This window comes from Micromonospora wenchangensis, from assembly GCF_002210435.1.
GTDB lineage: Bacteria > Actinomycetota > Actinomycetes > Mycobacteriales > Micromonosporaceae > Micromonospora > Micromonospora wenchangensis.
In genome coordinates this window covers 37,156-57,555 of sequence record NZ_MZMV01000041.1, presented here as the reverse complement: position 1 = coordinate 57,555, position 20,400 = coordinate 37,156, and the positions used below count along the sequence as shown (strand labels likewise).

Annotated in this window: 17 protein-coding genes and 1 pseudogene; 8 read left to right on the top strand and 10 right to left on the bottom strand. The window is 74.1% G+C overall.

The window, feature by feature from the left end:
* Positions 1-44: 44 nt before the first annotated feature.
* Positions 45-3,284: pseudogene (gene fdh / locus B5D80_RS22290) on the bottom strand (formate dehydrogenase); the annotation flags it as partial.
* A 406-nt stretch (positions 3,285-3,690) separates the two neighbouring features.
* Between fdh and B5D80_RS22280 the strand changes: the two are divergent.
* Both B5D80_RS22280 and B5D80_RS22275 read left to right on the top strand, forming a co-directional pair.
* On the top strand, positions 3,691-4,023 hold the full coding sequence (locus B5D80_RS22280) for a hypothetical protein (RefSeq protein ID WP_088645866.1): 333 nt from the start codon (positions 3,691-3,693) through the stop codon (positions 4,021-4,023).
* Positions 4,020-4,673 carry a nucleotidyl transferase AbiEii/AbiGii toxin family protein gene (locus tag B5D80_RS22275; RefSeq protein WP_088645865.1) on the top strand — a complete coding sequence of 218 codons (654 nt, stop codon included), beginning with the start codon at positions 4,020-4,022 and terminating at the stop codon, positions 4,671-4,673. The genes B5D80_RS22280 and B5D80_RS22275 overlap by 4 nt, the downstream gene beginning before the upstream one ends.
* Positions 4,674-4,716: 43 nt before the next feature.
* On the opposite strand, the gene B5D80_RS22270 is transcribed toward B5D80_RS22275, so the two are convergent.
* Positions 4,717-5,619: an SDR family oxidoreductase gene (locus B5D80_RS22270; protein ID WP_088645864.1), complete on the bottom strand. Its 903-nt coding sequence runs from the start codon at positions 5,617-5,619 to the stop codon at positions 4,717-4,719.
* Between the two features lie 233 nt (positions 5,620-5,852).
* Between B5D80_RS22270 and B5D80_RS22265 the strand changes: the two genes are divergently transcribed.
* Positions 5,853-7,655, top strand: a complete 1,803-nt coding sequence (locus B5D80_RS22265) for a bifunctional metallophosphatase/5'-nucleotidase (RefSeq protein WP_088645863.1) — start codon at positions 5,853-5,855, stop codon at positions 7,653-7,655.
* Between the two features lie 74 nt (positions 7,656-7,729).
* Here the strand turns inward: B5D80_RS22265 and B5D80_RS33720 are convergent, their stop codons facing one another.
* Complete coding sequence (locus B5D80_RS33720; protein ID WP_169733090.1) at positions 7,730-7,906, bottom strand: hypothetical protein; 177 nt, start codon at positions 7,904-7,906, stop codon at positions 7,730-7,732.
* Positions 7,907-7,984: 78 nt separating this feature from the next.
* Here B5D80_RS33720 and B5D80_RS22260 point away from each other — a divergent pair, with 78 nt between their 5' ends.
* Positions 7,985-9,019, top strand: a complete 1,035-nt coding sequence (locus B5D80_RS22260) for an NAD(P)-dependent alcohol dehydrogenase (protein ID WP_088645862.1) — start codon at positions 7,985-7,987, stop codon at positions 9,017-9,019.
* Positions 9,020-9,043: 24 nt separating this feature from the next.
* Here B5D80_RS22260 and B5D80_RS22255 read toward each other — a convergent pair whose 3' ends face one another.
* Positions 9,044-10,201 (bottom strand): geranylgeranyl reductase family protein, encoded by a 1,158-nt coding sequence (locus tag B5D80_RS22255; RefSeq protein ID WP_088645861.1) that lies wholly within the window; start codon positions 10,199-10,201, stop codon positions 9,044-9,046.
* A gap of 138 nt (positions 10,202-10,339) precedes the next feature.
* Between B5D80_RS22255 and B5D80_RS22250 the strand changes: the two genes are divergently transcribed.
* The 3 genes from B5D80_RS22250 to B5D80_RS22240 all read left to right on the top strand — a co-directional run bounded on the left by B5D80_RS22250 (position 10,340) and on the right by B5D80_RS22240 (position 13,868).
* On the top strand, positions 10,340-10,576 hold the full coding sequence (locus B5D80_RS22250) for a hypothetical protein (RefSeq protein ID WP_088645878.1): 237 nt from the start codon (positions 10,340-10,342) through the stop codon (positions 10,574-10,576).
* A 73-nt stretch (positions 10,577-10,649) separates the two neighbouring features.
* The gene (locus B5D80_RS22245) at positions 10,650-12,119 is read left to right on the top strand and encodes an MFS transporter (protein WP_088645860.1); all 1,470 of its coding nucleotides are present in this window, start codon (positions 10,650-10,652) and stop codon (positions 12,117-12,119) included.
* A gap of 123 nt (positions 12,120-12,242) precedes the next feature.
* Entirely contained in the window at positions 12,243-13,868 is a 1,626-nt protein-coding gene (locus B5D80_RS22240; RefSeq protein WP_088645859.1) for an alkaline phosphatase D family protein, read from the top strand.
* A 56-nt stretch (positions 13,869-13,924) separates the two neighbouring features.
* Here B5D80_RS22240 and B5D80_RS22235 read toward each other — a convergent pair whose 3' ends face one another.
* The 6 genes from B5D80_RS22235 to B5D80_RS34880 all read right to left on the bottom strand — a co-directional run bounded on the left by B5D80_RS22235 (position 13,925) and on the right by B5D80_RS34880 (position 18,712).
* Positions 13,925-14,617 carry a hypothetical protein gene (locus tag B5D80_RS22235; protein WP_088645858.1) on the bottom strand — a complete coding sequence of 231 codons (693 nt, stop codon included), beginning with the start codon at positions 14,615-14,617 and terminating at the stop codon, positions 13,925-13,927.
* A 287-nt stretch (positions 14,618-14,904) separates the two neighbouring features.
* Positions 14,905-15,363 (bottom strand): VOC family protein, encoded by a 459-nt coding sequence (locus B5D80_RS22230; RefSeq protein ID WP_088645857.1) that lies wholly within the window; start codon positions 15,361-15,363, stop codon positions 14,905-14,907.
* 56 nt (positions 15,364-15,419) lie between these two features.
* A complete protein-coding gene (locus tag B5D80_RS22225) occupies positions 15,420-16,049 on the bottom strand; it encodes an MBL fold metallo-hydrolase (RefSeq protein WP_088645856.1) in 630 nt (209 codons plus the stop codon).
* Complete coding sequence (locus B5D80_RS22220) at positions 16,046-17,134, bottom strand: S-(hydroxymethyl)mycothiol dehydrogenase (RefSeq protein ID WP_088645855.1); 1,089 nt, start codon at positions 17,132-17,134, stop codon at positions 16,046-16,048. Before B5D80_RS22220 ends, B5D80_RS22225 begins: the two co-directional genes overlap by 4 nt.
* A 67-nt stretch (positions 17,135-17,201) precedes the next feature.
* Entirely contained in the window at positions 17,202-18,590 is a 1,389-nt protein-coding gene (locus B5D80_RS22215) for an MFS transporter (RefSeq protein ID WP_169733089.1), read from the bottom strand.
* Positions 18,587-18,712 carry a hypothetical protein gene (locus B5D80_RS34880; RefSeq protein ID WP_281253486.1) on the bottom strand — a complete coding sequence of 42 codons (126 nt, stop codon included), beginning with the start codon at positions 18,710-18,712 and terminating at the stop codon, positions 18,587-18,589. The genes B5D80_RS22215 and B5D80_RS34880 overlap by 4 nt, the downstream gene beginning before the upstream one ends.
* A gap of 170 nt (positions 18,713-18,882) precedes the next feature.
* Between B5D80_RS34880 and B5D80_RS22210 the strand changes: the two genes are divergently transcribed.
* Positions 18,883-20,331 carry a cryptochrome/photolyase family protein gene (locus tag B5D80_RS22210; protein WP_088645854.1) on the top strand — a complete coding sequence of 483 codons (1,449 nt, stop codon included), beginning with the start codon at positions 18,883-18,885 and terminating at the stop codon, positions 20,329-20,331.
* The last annotated feature ends 69 nt before the right edge of the window (positions 20,332-20,400 follow it).

The window sequence follows — 20,400 nt, the reverse complement described above, 5'->3', positions numbered from 1 at the left end:
TCCCGTGGGCCGTCGTCGCTCCGACCGGCCGGTCGCAGCACCGGGGTCGTCACCGTCGGCGGGCGGTCACCGGGCACGATCCCGGCCCGTCGACGGTAGTCCTCGACCAGGTCCCGCAACGCCGGGCCGGTCGGTCGCCGGCCCGGCCGGACGTCACAGGTGCCGACCTTGCTCTCCTGGATGAGCACGTTCGGGTCCAGGGTGATGCCGAACAGGTCGTTGGCCGAGTCGCCGGTGACCAGGCCCTCGTACCCGAAGTGGTACGGCAGCCAGAGCTGGTGGATCACCCGACCGTCCACCCGCAACGGGGTGAGCCGGTCGGTGACCAGCACCTTCGCCTCGATCACCGCACGCCCGCTGACCAGGTGCGCCCAGCCCAGGTGGGTCAGCCCCGCCTCGGCGGCCAACTCCGGGGACACCTCCACGAACATCTCCGGTTGCAGCTCGGCCAGCGGACGCACCGTCCGGCTCATCGCCCCGGCCGTGTGGTGCTCGGTGAGCCGGCTGACCGTGAACACGTACGGGAAGACCTGGCTGTGCTCCTGCGGCGGGCTCGGGTTCACCGAGTTCACCGGGTGGGCGTACACCTTGCGGGTGGGGTTGGCCTGCTGGCCGTAGAGCGGGTTGCGCAGCGGCGACTCCGCCGGCTCGTAGTGCGTCGGCAGGGGACCGTCGAGCACCCCGCTCGGCGCGTACAGCCAGCCCTTGCCGTCGGCCTGCATGACGAACGGGTCGTCGCCGGCCAGCGCCGCCGGACCGGACGCCCCCTGCGGCGGCCGGTACGTCGGCGGTTTCGTCTTCTCGAAGTCCGGCACGTCGTAGCCGGTCCACTCGCCGGCCTGCGGGTCCCACCAGACGTACTTCTTGCGCTCGCTCCACGGCCGGCCCTGCGGGTCGGCCGACGCCCGGTTGTAGAGGATGCGCCGGTTCGCCGGCCACGCCCAGCCCCACTGCGCGGCCACCCAGTCCTGCTCGTGCCGGGACCGGCGGCGGGCCGCCTGGTTGACGCCGTCGGCGTAGACGCCGGAGTAGATCCAGCAGCCGACGGCGGTGCTGCCGTCGTCCTTCGCCTCGGCGAACGAGGCGAGCGGGCGGCCGGTGGACACGTCGTAGCCGTTGATCTCGCGCAGCACCGCCTCGGCGCTCGGCTCGTCGTGCGGGCCGTGGGTGGGGTAGTCCCAGGCGAGGTCGAGCAGGGCGCGGTCGCGGCGGTGCGGGGAGCCGGCCAGCCTCTCCCGCAGCCGCCGCCCCAGGTGGTAGAAGAACCACAGCTCGGAGCGGGCGTCGCCCGGCGGCTCGACGGCCTTCTCCCGCCACTGCAACAGCCGCTGGGTCTGGGTGAAGGTGCCCTCCTTCTCCACGTGCGAGGCCGCCGGCAGGAAGAACACCTCGGTGCGGCACTCGGTCGGGACGATCTCGCCGGTGGCCACCTCGGGGCCGTTCTTCCAGAACGTGGCGCTCTCGATCATGAACAGGTCACGGACCACCAGCCAGTCCAGGTTGGCCATGCCGAGCCGCTGCGCCCGCCCGTGCGCCGAGCCGACCGCCGGGTTCTGGCCGAGCAGGAAGTATCCCCTGACCTTGCCGTCGATCATGTTGAGCACCTGCTGGTAGGTGCCGTGGTCGCCGGTCATCCGGGGCAGGTGGTCGTAACAGAAGTCGTTGTCCGGGGTCGCCGCGTCACCCCAGTACGCCTTGAGCAGGCTCGCCGCGTACGCCCGCGCGTTGCCCCAGAAACCCTTCTGGCCGGGGTGGCGGATGCTGTCCACCCACTCGTCGAACGTCGGGTGGTCGGCGTGGTGCGGCATCGGCAGGTAGCCGGGCAGCAGGTTGAACAGCGTCGGGATGTCCGTCGACCCCTGGATACTGGCGTGCCCGCGCAACGCCAGGATGCCGCCGCCCGGCCGGCCCATGTTGCCCAGCAGCAACTGGATGATCGCCCCGGTGCGGATGTACTGCACACCGACGCTGTGCTGGGTCCAGCCCACCGAGTAGACAAGCGCGCCGGTGCGGTCCCGGCCCGAGTTCTCCGTCCAGGCCCGCGCCAACTCCAGGAACTTCTCCCGGGGAATGCCGCAGACCCGCTCCACCATCTCCGGCGTGTACCGGGCGAAGTGCCGGCGCAGGATCTGGTAGACGCAGCGCGGATGCTGGAGCGTCTCGTCCCGCTGGACCTGCCCGTGCACCTGCGCGCCGTGCGACTCGTGCCGCAGGCCGGCCGCGCTGTCGCGTTCCTTGGCGGTGTGCCCGCTGCCGGAGTCCGCCTCGTGCCCGGCGTACTGCCAACTGGTCTGCACGTAGCTGTCGGTGTTCGGGTCGTAGCCGGAGAACAGGCCGTCGCCGTCCTCGGTGTCGGCGAACTGCTCGCTGACGATCGTCGCCGCGTTCGTGTACGCCAGCACGTACTCCCGGAAGTCCAGCTCGTTGTCCAGGATGTAGCGCACCACGCCACCGAGCAGGGCGATGTCGGTGCCCGCCCGGATCGGCAGGTACGAGTCGGCCACCGCGCTGGTACGGGTGAACCGGGGATCGACGTGGAAGACCTTCGCGCCGCGCCGCTTGGCCTCCATGACCCACTGGAAGCCCACCGGATGGGCCTCGGCCATGTTCGACCCCTGGATGACGATGACGTCAGCGTTGGCGAGATCCTGTTGGAAGTCCGTCGCGCCACCGCGACCGAAGCTGGCCCCCAGACCGGGGACGGTGGCGGAGTGTCAAATGCGGGCCTGGTTCTCGATCTGGAGCGCCCCCATCGCCGTGAACAGCTTCTTGATGAGGTAGTTCTCCTCGTTGTCCAGCGTCGCCCCGCCCAGGCTGGAGATGCCCAGCGTGCGGTGCAGCGGCCGGCCGTCGCTGTCGACGTCCTCCCAGGTCTGCTCGCGGGCGGCGAGGACCCGGTCGGCGATCATGTCCAGCGCGGTGTCGAGGTCGAGATCCTCCCACTCGGTGGAATACGGTCGCCGGTAGCGGACCGTGGTCTGCCGCAGCGGGCTGGTGACCAGGCTCTTGCTCGCCGAGCCCTTCGGGCAGAGCCGCCCCCGGGAGATCGGACTGTCCGGGTCGCCCTCGATCTGGGTGACCCGGTCGTCGGAGACGTACACCCGCTGCCCGCAGCCGACCGCGCAGTACGGGCAGACCGAGCGGGCCACCCGGTCGGCGGTCTCGGTGCGGGCGGTCAGCCCGGCGGAACGACCCGACTGCGCCGCCGCGCCCCGGCCCAACGGGTCGGTGCCGGTGAGCTGCCGGTAGACCGGCCAGCCCGCGATGAAGGTACGCAGACCCACCGCGCACCTCCCTCCCCGGCATGATCCGTCGACCGGCCGACCCCCTGAACATAGGCCAGCGCGGCGGAGGATGCGACCCGGGTGCGAGGATTCCCCACGCACCGACACGGCGCTGCCCCCGACCGGTCCGGTCGGGGGCGGCGATCACGGTGGCGGAGCGCCGGTGTGCATGTCGCCTCTCGGCGCGTGGCGCAACGCGGCTCCAGCCGGACGGAACTCCGCGACGGCAATTCAGGTGAGGCCCGGGGACACTGGACACACCGACGCTCCTGCCCACCAGGATACCCCGCGCCGGCCGTCGGCGCCCCGGTCGCGGACGGCCGGCGCGGGGCGGCGCGGGCGCGGACGGCGGCGGTTCGGGAAAGTCGCGTGCCGGCGCAGGTCGCGGCGGCGTTACCCTGACAGCATGCAGGCCACCCTGGCGACCGCCACCCACCTGGCCCGGCCGGGCCGGCCGGTGGTGGTGGCGCGCACCCTGGCGGAGCTGACCGGCCCCACCGGCGGGGTGGTGGAGCTGCCGGTCCGGTTGATGTGGAGCAGCGAACGCACGTTCGACCTGGCCGAACCGGACGACCTGCTCTGGCTGTACGAGAACGTGCTGCGCGAGACCACCCGCGCCGACGACCTGCGGGCGCTGATCGACGGACGCACCCTGCGCCGGGTGTGGCGGCGGCTCAACCTGCCCCGGGGGGTCCGGGCGGCCTGGGAGAGCCGGCACCGGGGTCTGCGGACCGCGTGACCCACCTGCACGACTTCTACCGGGAGGTCGCCCGGGTCGCCCTCACCGCGGCCGGGCCGCACCGGTTCGTCCTCGGCGGCGGGGTGGCGTGGGCGGCACACGGCCTGGTCACCCGCCCCACCGAGGACGTCGACCTGTTCGCCGACGTGGAGGGGGCGGCCGCCGCGGCCGCGGCGGAGGTGTGTGCCGCGCTGGAACGCGCCGGGTACACCGTCGCGGCGGCCGACCCGGACAGCGACCTCGGTGACCTGTTCGAGGGTTTCGACAGGGACATCCGGGACTTCGTGGTCGGCCGGGACGACCGGCGGATCCGGCTCAGCCTGGCCCGGCTCGACCGGTACCGCTCACCGGTGGTGATGGACCTCGGCCCGGTGATGGACGTCCGCGACCTGATCGCCAACAAGACCGCCGCCCTGGTCAACCGGCGGGAGGCCCGCGACTACATCGACGTCGCCGCCGCGCTGGCGCAGTACCCGGTCGACGAGCTGCTGGCCCTGGCCCGGCAGGTGGACCCGGCGCTGGACGACGAGGACGTGCGGGCCGCCGGCCGCTACCTGGACCGGCTGCCGGACCGGCGGCTCGCCCGCTACGGCCTGGACCCGGCGCAGATCGCGCAGGTCCGCCGCCGGCTGGCCCACTGGCCCCGCTGACCGCCGGACCGGGACCGGGGCCCCGGCCCGGCGGACGGGTCGGTCACTTGGTGAACCGGCCGCCGGTCACGCCCAGGATCTCCCCGGTGACGTAGCTGGACTCCTGCGAGGCGAAGAAGACGTACGCGGGTGCCAGTTCGGCGGGCTGCCCGGCCCGGCCCAGCGGGGTGTCGGTGCCGAACTGCTCCACCTTCTCAGGCGGCATGGTCGCCGGGATCAGCGGCGTCCAGATCGGGCCGGGCGCGACCGCGTTGACCCGGATGCCCCGGTCGGCGAGCTGCGCGGCCAGCCCCTTGGTGAAGTTGGCGATGCCCGCCTTGGTGGTGGCGTAGTCCAGCAGCGGCGGCGACGGGTCGAACGCCTGGATGGAGGTGGTGTTGATGATCGTCGCGCCCTCCTTCAGGTGCGGCAGGGCGCTGCGGCACAGCCAGAACATCGCGTACAGGTTGGTCTTCATCACCCGGTCGAACTGGTCGGTGCTGATCGCCTCGATGCCGTCGTCCTGGGCCATCTGGTACGCCGCGTTGTTGACCAGGATGTCCAGCCCGCCGAGGTCGGTCACCGTCCGGTCGACCAGGTCACGGCAGTGCTGCTCGTCGGTCAGGTCGGTGCGCACCGCGACCCCGCGGCGGCCGGCCTCCTCGATCAGCCGGACGGTCTCCCGGGCGTCGGCGTCCTCGTCCTCGTCGAGGTAGGACACGACCACGTCGGCGCCCTCCCGGGCGAACGCGATCGCCACCGCCCGGCCGATGCCCGAGTCGCCGCCGGTGATCAGGGCCCGCTTGCCCGCCAACCGGTCACTGCCCCGGTACGACGTCTCGCCGTGGTCGGGCTCCGGACCCATCCGGTCGGTCCGGCCGGGCGTCGACTGCTGCTGGGCCGGCTGGCCCTCCTGGTGGCCGTACTGGCTGTTCGGGTCCTGCGGGGTGTACTGGTCCTGGCTCACCGTGCGGCTCCCCTGTCTGCTTTGGTCCGTTCTGGGTTGCCCGGTCACCTACCCCCACGGATCGGCCGGAAACAACCCGCGCCGGGCACCTGTCGACGCCGGTGTGACCGGCAGGTGGCCGCCGACGGCGCGGTGGTGGAACAGTGCGGGCCACTGTGGCGGGAGTGACCGCTGCTCGTTATGGTGCGCAACGGCGCCCACGAGGCGCGTCCATCCCCGTCGAAGGGCACCCCATGACCTCCTCCTCCGGCGCGTCGCGCCGCCAGGTGCTGGCCGTCGCCGCCGCCGCGGCGACCGCCCCGCTGATCGCCGGCGCGCCCGCCCGGGCGGCGCAGCGGCAGGGCCCGAAGGGTCCGAAGACCTGGGACCTGACCGTCCTGGGCACCTCGGACACCCACGGCAACGTCTACAACTGGGACTACTACCGCGACGCCGAGTTCGACGACAGCAAGCACAACGACGTCGGCATCGCCAAGCTCGCCACCCTGGTCAACCAGATCCGCGCCGAGCGCCGGGGCCGGGCCACCCTGGTCCTCGACGCCGGCGACACCATCCAGGGCACCCCGCTTGCCACGTACTACGCCAAGCAGGAGCCGATCACCGTCACCGGCGCGACGCACCCGATGGCGCGCGCGATGAACATCCTGCGGTACGACGCCGTGACGCTGGGCAACCACGAGTTCAACTACGGGCTGCCGCTGCTGGCGACCTGGATCGGCCAGCTGGGCTTCCCGGCGCTGGCCGCGAACGCGGTGAACGCGAAGACCGGCAGGCCGGCGTTCCAGCCGTACGTGCTCAAGCGGGTGCGGCCCGGCGGGCCCGGCTCGCCGACCCTGACCGTGGGCATCCTCGGCCTGACCAACCCCGGGGTGGCCATCTGGGACAAGGGCAACGTCGAGGGCAGGTTGGTCTTCCCCGGCATGGTGGAGACCGCCGCCAAGTGGGTGCCGGTCATGCGGCGGCGCGGCGCGGACCTGGTCATCGTCTCCGCCCACGGCGGCGACAGCGGCACCTCCAGCTACGGCCCGGAGCTGCCCAACGAGAACCCGGTGGCGCTGATCGCCCAGCAGGTCCCCGGCATCGACGCGATCCTGTTCGGCCACGCCCACAACGAGGTGGTGGAGAAGTTCGTCACCAACACCGCCACCGGCGCGCAGGTGCTCACCGCCGAACCGTCCAAGTGGGGGCAGCGGCTGACCCGGATGGACTTCACCCTGACCCGGGAGCGGGGCCGCTGGAAGGTCGTCGCCAAGGGCGCCACCATGCTCAACACCAACACGGTGGTCGAGGACCCGACGGTGCTCGCCGCCGTGCGGGGCCAGCACGACAAGACCGTCGGGTACGTCAACACGGTGGTCGCCCGGTCCGCGCAGGAACTCTCGGCGGCCGAGTCACGCTACCGGGACACCCCGATCCTGGACTTCATCAACCACGTGCAGACCGAGGTGGTCACCGCCGCGCTCACCGGCGGCCCGTACGCGGCGCTGCCGGTGCTGTCGATCGCCGCGCCGTTCAGCCGCACCGCCGTCTTCCCGCAGGGTGACGTGCGCATCCGTGACGTCGCCGGGCTGTACGTCTACGACAACACCCTGGAGGCGGTGGTGCTCACCGGCGCCGAGGTGAAGGCGTACCTGGAGTACTCGGCGAAGTACTTCACCACGCTGCCGGTCGGCGCACCCGTCGACCCGGCGACGATCAGCGACCCGGCCGTGCCGGACTACAACTACGACGTGATCTCCGGGCTGGACTACGACATCGACGTCTCCCGGCCGGTCGGACAGCGGATCACCCGGCTGGTGCTGCCCGGCACCGACACCCCGGTCGCCGCCGACGCGCAGTTCGTGGTCGCGGTGAACAACTACCGGCGCAGCGGCGGCGGGAACTTCCCCGGCATCGTGAAGACCCAGGTCTACAACGCGCAGCAGGAGATCCGCCAGCTGCTCATCGACTGGGCGCAGGCCCGGGGCACCATCGACCCGGCCGACTTCTTCGTGCCGAACTGGCGGCTGGTCCGCGCCGGCGTGCCGGTCTTCTGAGCCGCCCGGCCGTCGCCCGCCGCGCGGCCAGCCCGACGGGCCCCGGGGTGCCGCCCCGGGGCCCGTCGGCTTGCTCAGCCGCCCGCGCGCAGGTCCTGCTCGTACCGGCCGGGGGTCGGGTCGGGCTGGTAGCGCGGCGGGTCGGTCTCGGTCGACGCCGTGCGCTCGTCGGGGCGTACCGCCGGTGGCAGCTCGCCGAAACGCGCGTGCCGCAGGAACGCGTACTGCTCGTCGGTGAACGATTCGCTCATGACCCGTAGTGTGCGCCCGGCATCAAGGCCGGCGGGAGGGGTAAGCGCGCGGGACCGTCGGCGACGAAAGGACGAGACATGCGCGCGGTACGGATGACCGCCCCCGGGGTGCTCGAACAGGTCGAGGTGCCCACCCCGACGCCCGGCCCCGGCGAGGTGCTGGTACGCGTCGGCGCGGTCGGGGCCTGCCACTCCGACCTGCACATCCTCGACGCGCCCCCGGGTGTCTTCCCCGTCCCGATCACCCTCGGCCACGAGATCGCCGGCACCGTGGACACCCCCGGCGACGGCGTCACCGGCTGGTCCGCCGGGGACCGGGTCGCCGTCTACGGGATCATCGGCTGCGGCACCTGCCGGGGCTGCCTGCGGGGGCGGGAGAACGAGTGCCGCACCGTGCCCGTCGGCGGGGTCGGGCTCAGCCGCGACGGCGGGCTGGCCGAGCACGTGGTGGTGCCCGCCTCCCGGCTGCTGCCCGTCGGTGATCTGGAGGTGACCCAGGCGGCGCCGCTGACCGACGCCGGGCTGACCCCGTACCACGCGATCGAGCTGGCCCGGCCGGCGCTGCGGCCGGGGACGTCGGTCGTGGTGATCGGCATCGGCGGCCTGGGGCACATGGCGGTGCAGATCCTCGCCGCCACCACCGCCGTGCGGATCATCGCGGTGGACAGCAACGTCGCCGCCCTCGACCTGGCCACCCGGGTCGGCGCGCACCACGTGGTGCCGGCCGGCCCCGACACGGTCGACCGGATCCGGGAACTGGTCGGGCCGGCACCCGACGGCGCGGACGTGGTCATCGACTGCGTCGGGGTGGACGCCACCCTCACCACCGCCCGCGGCGTCGTCGCCACCGGCGGCCGGCTGCTGCTGGTCGGGTTGGGCGGCGGCACCCTGCCGGTGCGGCCGGTCGCCGACGAGCCGCCCACCGTGCCGTTCGGGACCAGCGTCGAGGTCCCGTTCTGGGGCACCCGGGCCGAACTCCAGGAGGTGATCGCCCTGGGCCGGGCCGGGCTGCTCGCCGCCGACGTGCAGACCTTCCCGCTGGACCGGGCGCCCGAGGCGTACGACCTGCTGCGGGCCGGCGACATCCACGGCCGCGCGGTGATCGTGCCCTGACCCGGGCCCGGCGGCCCGCCGCGGTCAGCGCACGGGTGGCACGGCCGGCTGCGGGCCCCGGGCGGGCATCCGGTCCAGCAGGGCCGCCGCGGCCCGCACCGGCAGCCGGTCCATGGTCCGGTCGAAGCTCAGCCGGCCCTGGCAGAACCGGACGAACATCGACCAGCCGGCCGGGGTCGCCACGAACGCGTGGCACAGCTCCGGGCGGCGGGCGAACAGCGTCAGCATCCGCCGCCCGGCGCGCATCGACGGCACCAGGCGCTCGTGGACGTCGCGGGGGTAGCGGTCCAGGTCACCGGCGGCGACCGCCGCGCCGGCCAGCGTCCCGGAACGCAACGCGTAGCTGATCCCCTCCCGGGTCCACGGCTCCAGCAGGCCGGCCGCGTCGCCGGCCACCAGCACCCGGCCGTGGCGCAACGGGGAGTCGTCGACCCGGCACCGGGTCAGGTGCCCGGAGTCGTGCGCGGCGGGCACCTGCGCCAGACCCAGCCGGTCGAGGAAGCCGTGCAGGTAGGCGCGGGTGCGTTCGCCCTCGCCCCGGGCCCCGATCACGCCGACGGTGAGCAGGTCCCCCTTGGGGAACACCCAGCCGTACGCGCCGGGGAACGGGCCCCAGTCCAGCAGCAGCCGCCCCCGCCAACGGGCCGCCTGCGCGGGTGACACCGGCAGCTCCCGTTCCAGGCCCAGATCCACCTGGCCGTACCGGACACCCACGTGCCGGGCGGTCACCCCGGCGGAACCGTCGGCCCCGATCACCGTCCGGGCGGTCACCGTGGAACCGTCGGCCAGCCGGACCCGTACCGTGTCGGGGTCCTGGTCGAGGGCGCGTACCGCGACGCCCTCGCGGACCTCGGCCCCGGCGGACACCGCCGCCGCGCGGAGCCGGTCGTCGAACTCGTCGCGGCGCACCATGGTCACCAGCGGGGTGCCGTGCCGGCGGGTGAAGCCCCACCGGCCGTCGCGGGTGAAGGTGACCCGGTCGACCCGGTCGTGCGCCGGCACCTCGATCCGGCCGGCCACCATCGACAGCGAGGTGCCGATCAGGCCACCCCCGCAGGTCTTGTAGCGGGGGTGCACGGCGCGGTCCAGCACCAGCGTCCGCACGCCGGCAGCCGCGGCCTCCCGGGCCGCGCTGAGCCCGGCCGGCCCGGCACCGACCACGACGAGATCCCAGATGATCATGCCGTTCAGCCTAGGGCACCGGCCCGTCCGGTGGCGCGCACGACCGGCCGTCGGCAGGCATCGTCGGGCGGCCAGCGGGTAAGCCGCGCCACCCGGACCGCCCGACCGGCCGGCCGGGGTCACGGCAAGGAGGGCACCATGCAGCAGGTACGTCTGTCGGAGGTCGAGGTGCGCGTCTACGAGGCGGTCAGCGTGCTGGAGACGCGCGGCCAGGTGCCCTACCCCGACCTGATCGCCGAGGAGGCGGGGCTGGCCGAGCAGGACGTCCACGCGCCCCTGCACCAGCTCACCGAGAAGGGCCTGCTGCACCGCGAGGACTCGCCGCTGGCCGGGCTGGACTTCGGCCCCCGCTGGTGCGCCCGCCAGCCGACGTGAGCACCGTCGCGCCCCGCCGGACGGCCGGGCCGGGCACCGGTTTGCCGCGCCGGGCACCGGGTAGCGCTGCGACATGCCCGATCACCGGTCCGTGCGGGACCGCTCCACCGACGACGGTCCCGTGACCGGCCGCAGCGACGACCGCCGCCGCTGGCAGGCCCTCGGCGTCGGCCTCGTCGCGGCGTTCATGACGCTGCTGGACGTGAGCATCGTCAACGTCGCCGTCCCGTCGATGGACCGGGCGTTGCAGGCCAGCCCGAGCGACCTGCAGTGGGTGCTGTCCGGCTACGCGCTGACCTTCGGACTGGTCCTGGTGCCGGCCGGCCGCTTCGGCGACGCCCGGGGCCGCCGTAACGCCTTCGTCGTCGGGGTCGCCCTGTTCACCCTCACCAGCGCGCTGGCCGGACTGGCCCAGTCCCCGACCTGGCTGGTCGCCGCCCGGCTCCTGCAGGGCGTCGCCGCCGGGGTGGTCAACCCGCAGGTGACCGGCCTGATCCAACAGCTGTTCCGGGGCGCGGAGCGGGGACGCGCGTTCGGCCTGCTCGGCGCGACCATCGGCATCTCCACCGCCGTCGGCCCCCTGCTGGGCGGCCTGCTCATCCAGCTCGGCGGGGAGGACCACGGCTGGCGGTGGGTGTTCTTCGTCAACGTCCCCGTCGGGGTGCTGGCGGTGCTGCTCGGCTGGCGGCTGCTGCCCACCCGGGCCGCCGGCCGGCTCGACCGGCACCGGCTGGACCCGGTCGGGGTGCTGCTGCTCGGCGTCGGCGTGACGCTCCTGCTGCTGCCCCTGGTGCAGCGGGAACAGTGGCCCAGCCCGTGGAAGTGGGCGCTGATCCCGGCCGGACTGGTGGTCCTGGTCGGCTTCGGGTTCTGGGAACACCGGTACGGGCGTACCCGCACGCCCCTGTTCGACCTGGGGTTGTTCCGGCTGCGGTCGTACACGATCGGGGCGGTGATCGCGCTCGTCTACTTCGGCGGCTTCACCGCGATCTTCTTCATCTTCACCCTCTACCTGCAGAACGGCCTCGGCTACCGGGCGCTGACCGCGGGCCTGGCGATCACCCCGTTCGCCCTCGGCTCGGCGCTGGCCGCCGCCCTCGGGGGCCGGCTGGTCACCCGGTTCGGCCGGCCGCTGGTCGGGATCGGACTGGTCATGGTGCTGGTCGGGCTGGGTGGGGTGGTGTTCGTGCTGCGCGGCGACCCGCACGGCTCGGTCCCGCTGCTCACCGCGCTGCCGCTGCTGCTCGCCGGGCTGGGCAGCGGCCTGGTGATCACCCCGAACCAGACGTTGACCCTGTCCGAGGTGCCGGTGCCGCAGGCGGGCAGCGCGGCCGGCATGTTGCAGACCGGGCAGCGCATCGGGTCGGCCGCCGGCATCGCCGCCGTCGGCGCGCTGTTCTTCTCGTCGCTGGCCAGCACCGACGGCCGGTGGGTCGCCGCGTTCCGGCACTCCCTGCTGCTGGCCATGGGCATCGTCGCGCTGGCCCTGGTCGCCGCGGCCACCGACATCGTGCTGAACCACCGCGCCGCGCACCGCCGCTGAGCCCGCCGCGCACCGCCGCTGAACCCGGAGTCCACCGGCGACACCAACCCCGGGGGAACCGTCGGCGAACACTCACCGCACGGGGCTGCGGACGCACCGCGACACCCGGTAGACACATAGACCATGACGAACACCCTCGACCGTCGTACCCTGTTGCGCCTCGCCGGTGCCTCCGCCGGCACTGCCGTCCTCGCCGGCACCACCCTCGCCGCGAGCGGTCCCGCCCAGGCGGCGGACGGCGCGTTCCGGCACGGGGTCGCCTCCGGCGATCCGCTGCCGGACGGCATCCTGCTGTGGACCCGGGTCACCCCCGTGGCGGAGGCACTACCCGGATCCGGCCTCGGCCCGGACGTCGACGTGCGCTGGCAGGTCGCCGCCGACCCCGACTTCGCCACGGTCACCGCGCAGGGCGTGACACCGACCGGTCCGGCCCGCGACCACACCGTCAAGGTGGCGGTGACCGGGCTGGCCCCGGCGACGACGTACTGGTACCGGTTCGGTCACGGTGACGCCTGGTCGCCGACCGGGCGGACGATGACCGCCCCGGCGGTCGACGCGGCGATCGACCGGCTGCGGCTGGGCGTGGTGTCCTGCGCGAACTGGGAGGCCGGGCACTTCGCGGCCTACCGGCGGCTGGCCGACCGGGGCGACCTCAACCTGGTCGTGCACCTCGGCGACTACCTCTACGAGTACGGCACCGGCGAGTTCGACGCGGGCGGCACGGTGGTCCGCCCGGTCGTGCCCGAGCACGAGACGCTGACCCTGGCCGACTACCGGGTCCGGCACGCGCTCTACAAGACCGACCCGGGCCTGCAGGCGCTGCACGCCGCCCTGCCCTGGGTGATCACCTGGGACGACCACGAGGTCGCCAACGACGCCTGGTCGGGCGGGGCGGAGAACCACACCCCGGGCAGCGAGGGCGCGTGGTCCGACCGGGTCGCCGCCGCCCGGCAGGCGTACCAGGAGTGGATGCCGGTGCGGATCGGCGCGGACGGCACGATCTACCGGCGGTTGCGTTTCGGCCGGCTCGCCGAGCTGTCCATGCTGGACCTGCGGTCGTACCGGTCGCAGCAGGCTAGCGGCACGGCGGTGGACGACCCGGCCCGCACCATCACCGGCACGGCCCAGCTACGGTGGCTCGAAGACGGACTGTCCGGCTCGACGGCACAGTGGAAACTGGTCGGCAACCCGGTGATGATGGCCCGGGTCGACCTCGGTTCGCTGCCGGCGTGGCTGCTCGGCCCGCTGGCCAAGCTGCTCGGCATCCCGCAGAACGGCGCGGTGCTCAACCCCGACCAGTGGGACGGCTACAACGCCGACCGCAACCGGCTGGTCGACCACCTGCGGGCGACCGGCACCCGGGACGTGGTCTTCCTCACCGGCGACATCCACACCTCGTGGGCCAGCGAGGTGACCACCCGGTCGACGGGGTTGACCAACCCGGCCGCCGCCGAGTTCGTGGTGCCGTCGGTGACCAGCGACAACCTCGACGACGCCCTCGGCCTGCCGGCCGGCAACGGGCTGAGCCTGCTCGGCGCGACCCTGCTGCGCTCGACGAACCCGCACGTGAAGTGGACGGAGCTGGACGGGCACGGCTACGGCGTGCTGGAGGTGACCCCGCAGCGCTGCCGGATGGACTGGTACCACCTGGTCGACCGGACCCGGCCCGACAGCGCGAGCCGCTGGGCCGCCGGGTTCTCCGTCGGTGCCGGGTCGGCGAAGCTGCGCCGGGAGGACGCGCCCGCCTGACCCGTCGACGCCGACCGGCCGGCCCCCGTCGTGGGGACCGGCCGGTCGCGCCCGGGTCACCAGAGCTGCTGGACGATGTCCGCCGCCTGCTGCTCCCACTGGGCGTACGCGTACGGGTACGCCGAGACCTGGACGGTCTGCGCGGCGGTGGTCAGCGGCAGGTCCTCCCAGCCGTGCACGTTCTTCAACGCGTCGAAGAACGCCCGGGAGGCGTACCGGGGGTCGGTGATCTGCTCGGGGGTGCCCCACCCCGACGACGGGCGCTGCTGGAACAGGCCCTGCGAGTCGTGGTCGTTGTACGCGCCGAGGTGCCCCAGGTTGTACAGCTTCGACTCCTGCAGCGAGGTGGCCACGCCGATCACCGCGCCGCGCTCGCCCACGCCGCTGCGCTTGGCCTCGGCGACGATCTCCTTGGCGTTGGCGAGCTGCGCGTCGTCGAGCGGCACGCGGGACTGGGCGCCCTCGACGCCGCGCGGGATGAGGTCGTCGGTGCTCGGCTTGCCGGCCGGTACCTCGGTGGTGGGGGTGCCGGTGGTCAGGCCGGACTCGACGGTGACGCCCTGCCGGCCCTTGCCGGTGGCCAGGTCGATGGCGGCGCGGGCCCCCTCGTGGGGGCCGCTGGTGACGGGGGCGGCCACGGCGGCCGGCCCGAACGCCAGGCCGCCGAGGGCGGCGACGCCGGCGATGCTCAGTGCGGTCCTGCGGTCCTTCGCGATGGCCGGGAGCCATCGAGTGAAGTCCAGCTTCACGATGGTTGCCCTTTCGATCGTGGCGACGCGCTCCGGGGTGAGCGGGCCTCGGGGGAACTTCCCCGCCGGCCGGAGGTGTGCTGACCGGCGTACGGGGAACACAACCCACCGCCCCTGTCCGTCATTCCGGAAATGCGCACGCCACGTCGGGCTGTGGCCCGGGTCACCGGCACACCCCACCCCGGGACCTCAAACCGGACAGATCGCCCGCACGACGCGACGGCGTCCGGCCGGTGTGGCCCGGGTCAGGACGGCGAACCGGGCGGCGGCAGGCCCCCGCGCCGGCGTCAGCCGTCGGTGCCGAACCCGTCGGCGGTGGACCGCTCGTCGAGGTCCCGCAACTCCTGGAACACGGTGAGGTGAAGGCCGGCGGGCCCGTCGAGGCGGGAGTTCAGCGAGTGCCAGGGGGTGACGGTGGGCGGGGCGACCTCGGTGGCCCCGGCGGCGACCAGCCGGCCGGTCACGGCGGTGGCGTCGTCCACCTCGAACGCCAGCCGTAGCCTCGGGGCCACCTGACGGCCCACCTCGACGTCGTCGATCATCCGCTTCTGCGCCGGATTGGCGATCTCCAGGGTCGCCCGGCCCGCCTCCAGGATCACCACCCGGGCCTCCCCCGCACCGGAGTACGCGGCCTGCTCGGGCAGGCCCAGGGCGTCCCGGAAGAAAGCCACCGCCGCGTCGTAGTCCTCGGCCTCCACCACCAGGCGCAGCTGTCGTACGCCCGGAGGGCGTTCGTCGTCGGTCACCCGGCCGATCCTAGGCCGGTGGGGCCGGGCGGCACCCGCCGCCCGGCCGCTGCGGTTCAGTGGCCGCGGGCCAGCCACTCCTGCAGGTGGGGGGCTTCCGCGCCGACGGTCGTGTCGTCGCCGTGCCCGGTGTGCACCACCGTGTCCGCCGGCAGGGTGAGCAGCCGGGTCCGGATCGACTCGACGATCGTGGCGAAGTCGCTGTACGACCGGCCGGTCGCTCCCGGGCCCCCGGCGAACAGGGTGTCCCCGGTGAACACCGCGCCCAGCGCGGGGGCGTGGAAGCTGCACGCGCCGGGGCTGTGCCCGGGGGTGTGCAGCACCCGCAGGACGGTGTCCCCGACGGTGATCTCCTGCCCGTCGGTCAGCTCCCCGTCGGGGGCCAGCCCGGGGTGCACCAGGTCCCACAGCACCCGGTCGGCGGGGTGCAGCAGGATCGGCGCGCCGGTGGCCTTCGCCAGTTCCGGGGCGACCCGGACGTGGTCGTCGTGGGCGTGGGTGGCGAGGATCGCCACGACCCGGCGGTCGCCGACGACCCGGCGGATCGCGGCCACGTCGTGCGGGGCGTCCAGCACCACACACTCGGTGTCGTTTCCGACGACCCAGACGTTGTTGTCGACGTCGAAGGTCTGCCCGTCGAGGGAGAACGTGCCGGAGGTGACGGCGTGGTCGACCCGGGCGGTCACGGGAACACCACCACCGACCGCAGCACGTCGCCGTGGTGCATCCGGCGGAACGCCTCCTCCACCTGGTCCAGGGCGATCTCCTCGGTGACGAAGGCGTCCAGGTCGAGCCGGCCCTGCAGGTAGAGCTGGGTGAGCAGCGGGAAGTCCCGGCTGGGCAGGCAGTCGCCGTACCAGCTCGACTTCAGCGCGCCGCCCCGGCCGAAGACGTCGGGCAGCGGCAGGTCGACGGTCATCTCCGGGGTGGGCACCCCGACCAGCACGACGGTGCCGGCGAGGTCCCGGGCGTAGAACGCCTGCTTCCAGGTCTCCGGCCGGCCCACCGCGTCGATCACCACGTCCGCGCCGAACCCGCCGGTCGCGGCCCGGATCGCCTCGACGGCGTCCTCGGCGGAGGCGTCGACGGTGTGGGTGGCGCCGAACCTGCGCGCCCAGTCCAGCTTGCGGCCGTCGGTGTCCACCGCGACGATCGTGGTCGCGCCGGCCAGGACGGCTCCGGCGACCGCCGCGTCGCCGACCCCGCCGCAGCCGATGACGGCCACCGAGTCACCCCGGGTGACCTGCCCGGTGTTCATCGCCGCGCCGAGGCCGGCCATCACGCCGCAGCCGAGCAGCCCGACGGCGGCGGGCCGGGCCGCCGGGTCGACCTTGGTGCACTGGCCGGCGTGGACCAGGGTCTTCTCGGCGAACGCGCCGATGCCCAGGGCGGGGGTCAGCTCGGTGCCGTCGGTGAGGGTCATCTTGCGGGCGGCGTTGTGGGTGTTGAAGCAGTACCACGGCCGGCCCCGGCGGCAGGCCCGGCACTGCCCGCAGACCGCACGCCAGTTGAGCACCACGAAGTCGCCGGGCGCGACGTCGGTGACGCCCTCGCCCACCTGCTCCACCACCCCGGCCGCCTCGTGGCCGAGCAGGAACGGGTAGTCGTCGTTGATGCCGCCCTCCCGGTAGTGCAGGTCGGTGTGGCAGACCCCGCAGGACTGCACCCGCACCACCGCCTCGCCGGGCCCCGGGTCGGGCACCACGATGGTGGTGACCTCGACCGGAGCGCCCTTGCTCCGTGAAATGACGCCCCGGACTTCCTGGCTCACGCTGTGTCCTCCCTGCCTGCCGGCCCGACGGCCGGATGGGTCCCGCTCACCGCCGAACCTACCGCGATCATGCCGCCCGACCCATCGGTCCGCCGGACTCGCCGCCCGCCGCCCGGTCACCCCCACCGTCGGCCGGCTCCCCCGGCGGTACGCGCACCGTCACCTCCGGCGTCGCCACCGTCCCGGCGTCGGTGGCCTGCGCACGCCGTCGCCGGGCGGCGTTGCGGTACCGCAGCACCTGCACCGCGCCCACCGCCCAGAGCAGGTACTGCACGGCGAACGCCCACCGGAACGCCGACAGCGGCGGGGCCGACGCGCCGGCCGGGGTGGTCAGGTCCAGCACCACCCCGATCGCCAGCACCAGCACGATCGAGGCGACGAACCCGCCGACGTTGACGATGCCGGTGGCGCTGCCGATGCGGTGCACCGGATTGAACGTGCGGGCGTAGTCGAAGCCGATCACCGCGCCGGGGCCGCCCAGGGCGAGCACCAGCACCAGCACCACCAGCAGCCAGTGCGGCGACCGGCCCGGCCAGGCCAGCACCACCGCCCAGACCGCGGCGCTGGCCCCGGTGACCACGAGGACCAGCGCCGACCGGTGGAACGGGTGCCTGGCGCACAGGTGGGCGACCACCGGCCCGGCGACCAGCGTCCCGATCGTCATGAGGCTGAGCAGGGACGCGGCGGCCGTCGGGGGCAGCCCCTGCCCCTGCACCAGGAACGGGTACCCCCACAGCAGCGCGAAGACGGCCCCGGAGAACTGGGCGACGAAGTGCGTCCACAGGCCCAGCCGGGTGCCCGGCTGGGCCCAGGCGGCGGCGAGTTCCCGCCGCACGGCGGACACGGCCGGGGTGGCGGCGACTCCCGGCCCGACGTGCGGGGCGTCCCGGACGGCGACGAGCACCAGCAGCACCGTCGTCGCCCCCAGCCCGGCGGCGACCAGGAATGCCGGGGTCCAGCCGGCCCGGTGCAGCAGCGCCACCAGCGGCACCGCGGCGAGGATCGCACCGAGCTGACCGACGGTGCCGGTGAGCTGCACCAGCAGCGGGTTGCGGCGGCCCGGGAACCAGAACGCGACGATCCGCAGCACGCTGATGAAGGTCATCGCGTCGCCGAGCCCTACCAGTACCCGGGCGGCGACGGCGAGCCGGACGTCGGTGGCGACGGCGAAGCAGAGCTGCCCGGTGACCATCAGCGTGCCGCCGGCCAGCAGCAGCCGGCGGGAGCCGTACCGGTCCAGCAGCACGCCGACCGGGATCTGCATGGCCGCGTACACGGCGAGCTGGGCGACCGAGAAGACGGCCAGGGCGGAGGCGTTGATGGCGAACCGGTGGGTGGCCTCCACCCCGGTCACCCCGAGGGAGCTGCGGTGGAACACCGCCGCCAGGTAGGCGGTGACGGCCACCGCCCAGACCACGGTGGCCCGCCGGACGGTGGGCGCGGGGACGACGCTCACCGGTGTGCCGGGCCGGCGTCCGCCGCGCCGGATCCGTCGACGTGGTGGCCGTAGCGGGCCGGGAACCGGCTGGTCCGCGTGGTGCCCCGGCACCGGAACATCGGCGTACGGCTATCCGTCATACCACCATGGTGCGTCGGCGACGACGCGGCGGGCGGCGGCGGGGGCGACGCCGGTGGCCCGCGCCACTGTCGGACGGCCGGTGCGGTCGCCGGGCGGGCTGGCAGGGGCGATCACCGCGACCGATCGACCCCGGCACGTGGGGTGACCGGACGGCGGGCACAATCGACGCATGTCTCCCCGCCGGTGGCTGCTCGCCGATCAACTCGGGCCGCACTTCCTGGACGACGACCAGCAACCGGTGCTGCTGGTCGAGGTCTCCGACCTGTTCCGGCGTCGGCGGCTGCACCGGCAGAAGGCGCACCTCATCCTCAGCGCGCTGCGCCACCGCGCCGCCGAACTCGGCGACCGGGCGGTGCTGCTGCGCACCGCGACGTTCCGGGAAGCCCTGGCGGCCGTCGACGGCCCGGTCGAGGTCTGCCACCCGAGCACCCGGTCGGCGCGGGACTTCGTCCGGTCCGTGCCGGGGCTGACGGTCCTGCCGCCCCGGGGTTTCGTCACCGACCGGGCGGACTTCGCCGACTGGGCGGACCGGCCCCGGCGCGGGCCGCTGCGGATGGTCGACTTCTACCGGTACGCCAAGCGCCGTCACGGCGTGCTCACCGGCCCCGGCCCGGCCGACCGTGGCCGCGGCACCCCGCAGGGGCGCACCCTGGACGTGCCGCCCCCGCCGCCGATCGTCGAGGATGACATCGACGCCGGGGTGCGGGCCGACCTGGACCGCTGGGAACGCGACGGGGTGCGGTTCGTCGGCCGGGACGCCCCCCGCTCGCACCCGGCCACCGCCGGCGAGGCCGAGGACCGGCTGGCGCACTTCCTGCGGTACCGGCTGCCCGCGTTCGGCCGCTACGGCGACGTGATGAGCGCCGAGGACCCGGTGCTGGCGCACGGGATGCTCTCCGCCGCGTTCAACCTCGGGCTGCTCGACCCGGCGGTGGCCGTGTCCCGGGCGGAGGCGGCGTGGCGGTCGGGTGACGCCCCGCTGGCCTCGGTGGAGGCGTTCGTCCGGGGGGTGCTCGGCTGGCGGGAGTTCCTCTGGCAGCTCTACTGGTACGTCGACCCGCCCTACCGGGGTACCGGTTGGCTGGCCGCGACCGAACCGCTGCCGCAGTGGTTCGAGGACCTCGACGCCGACGCGGTGGAGGCACGCTGCCTGGCCGACGTGCTCGCCGGGGTCCGGGACCGGGCCTGGGCGCACCACGCCCAGCGGCTGCTGGTGCTCGGCAACCACGCGTTGCAGCGGGGCTGGCGGCCGACCGAACTGGTCGACTGGTTCCAGCGCAGCTTCGTCGACGGCGCCGAGTGGGTGATGAACACGACGGTGCTCGGCATGAGCCAGTACGCCGACCTGGCCCGGGTGGACACCCGCCCGTACGCCGTCGACGGCCGGTACATCGACGAGATCAGCGACTACTGCACCGGCTGCCGCTACCAGCCGGACCGGGAACTCGGCGACCTCGCCTGCCCGTACACCGGTGGGTTCGCGGCGTTCCTGCACCGCAACCGGGAACGGCTGGTGGGTGACCCGCGGCTCGCGGCGGAACTGGCCGCCCGCGACGACCCGGAGTTCCGGGAGGCGGTGCTGGCGCAGGAGGAGAAGCGGGGCAGCAACCCGCCCTGACCGGCCGTCCTCCCCCCGCCGGCACCGTCGGGGCGGGCGGTCGGGGGCGTCGTCGTCACCTCGGCGTCG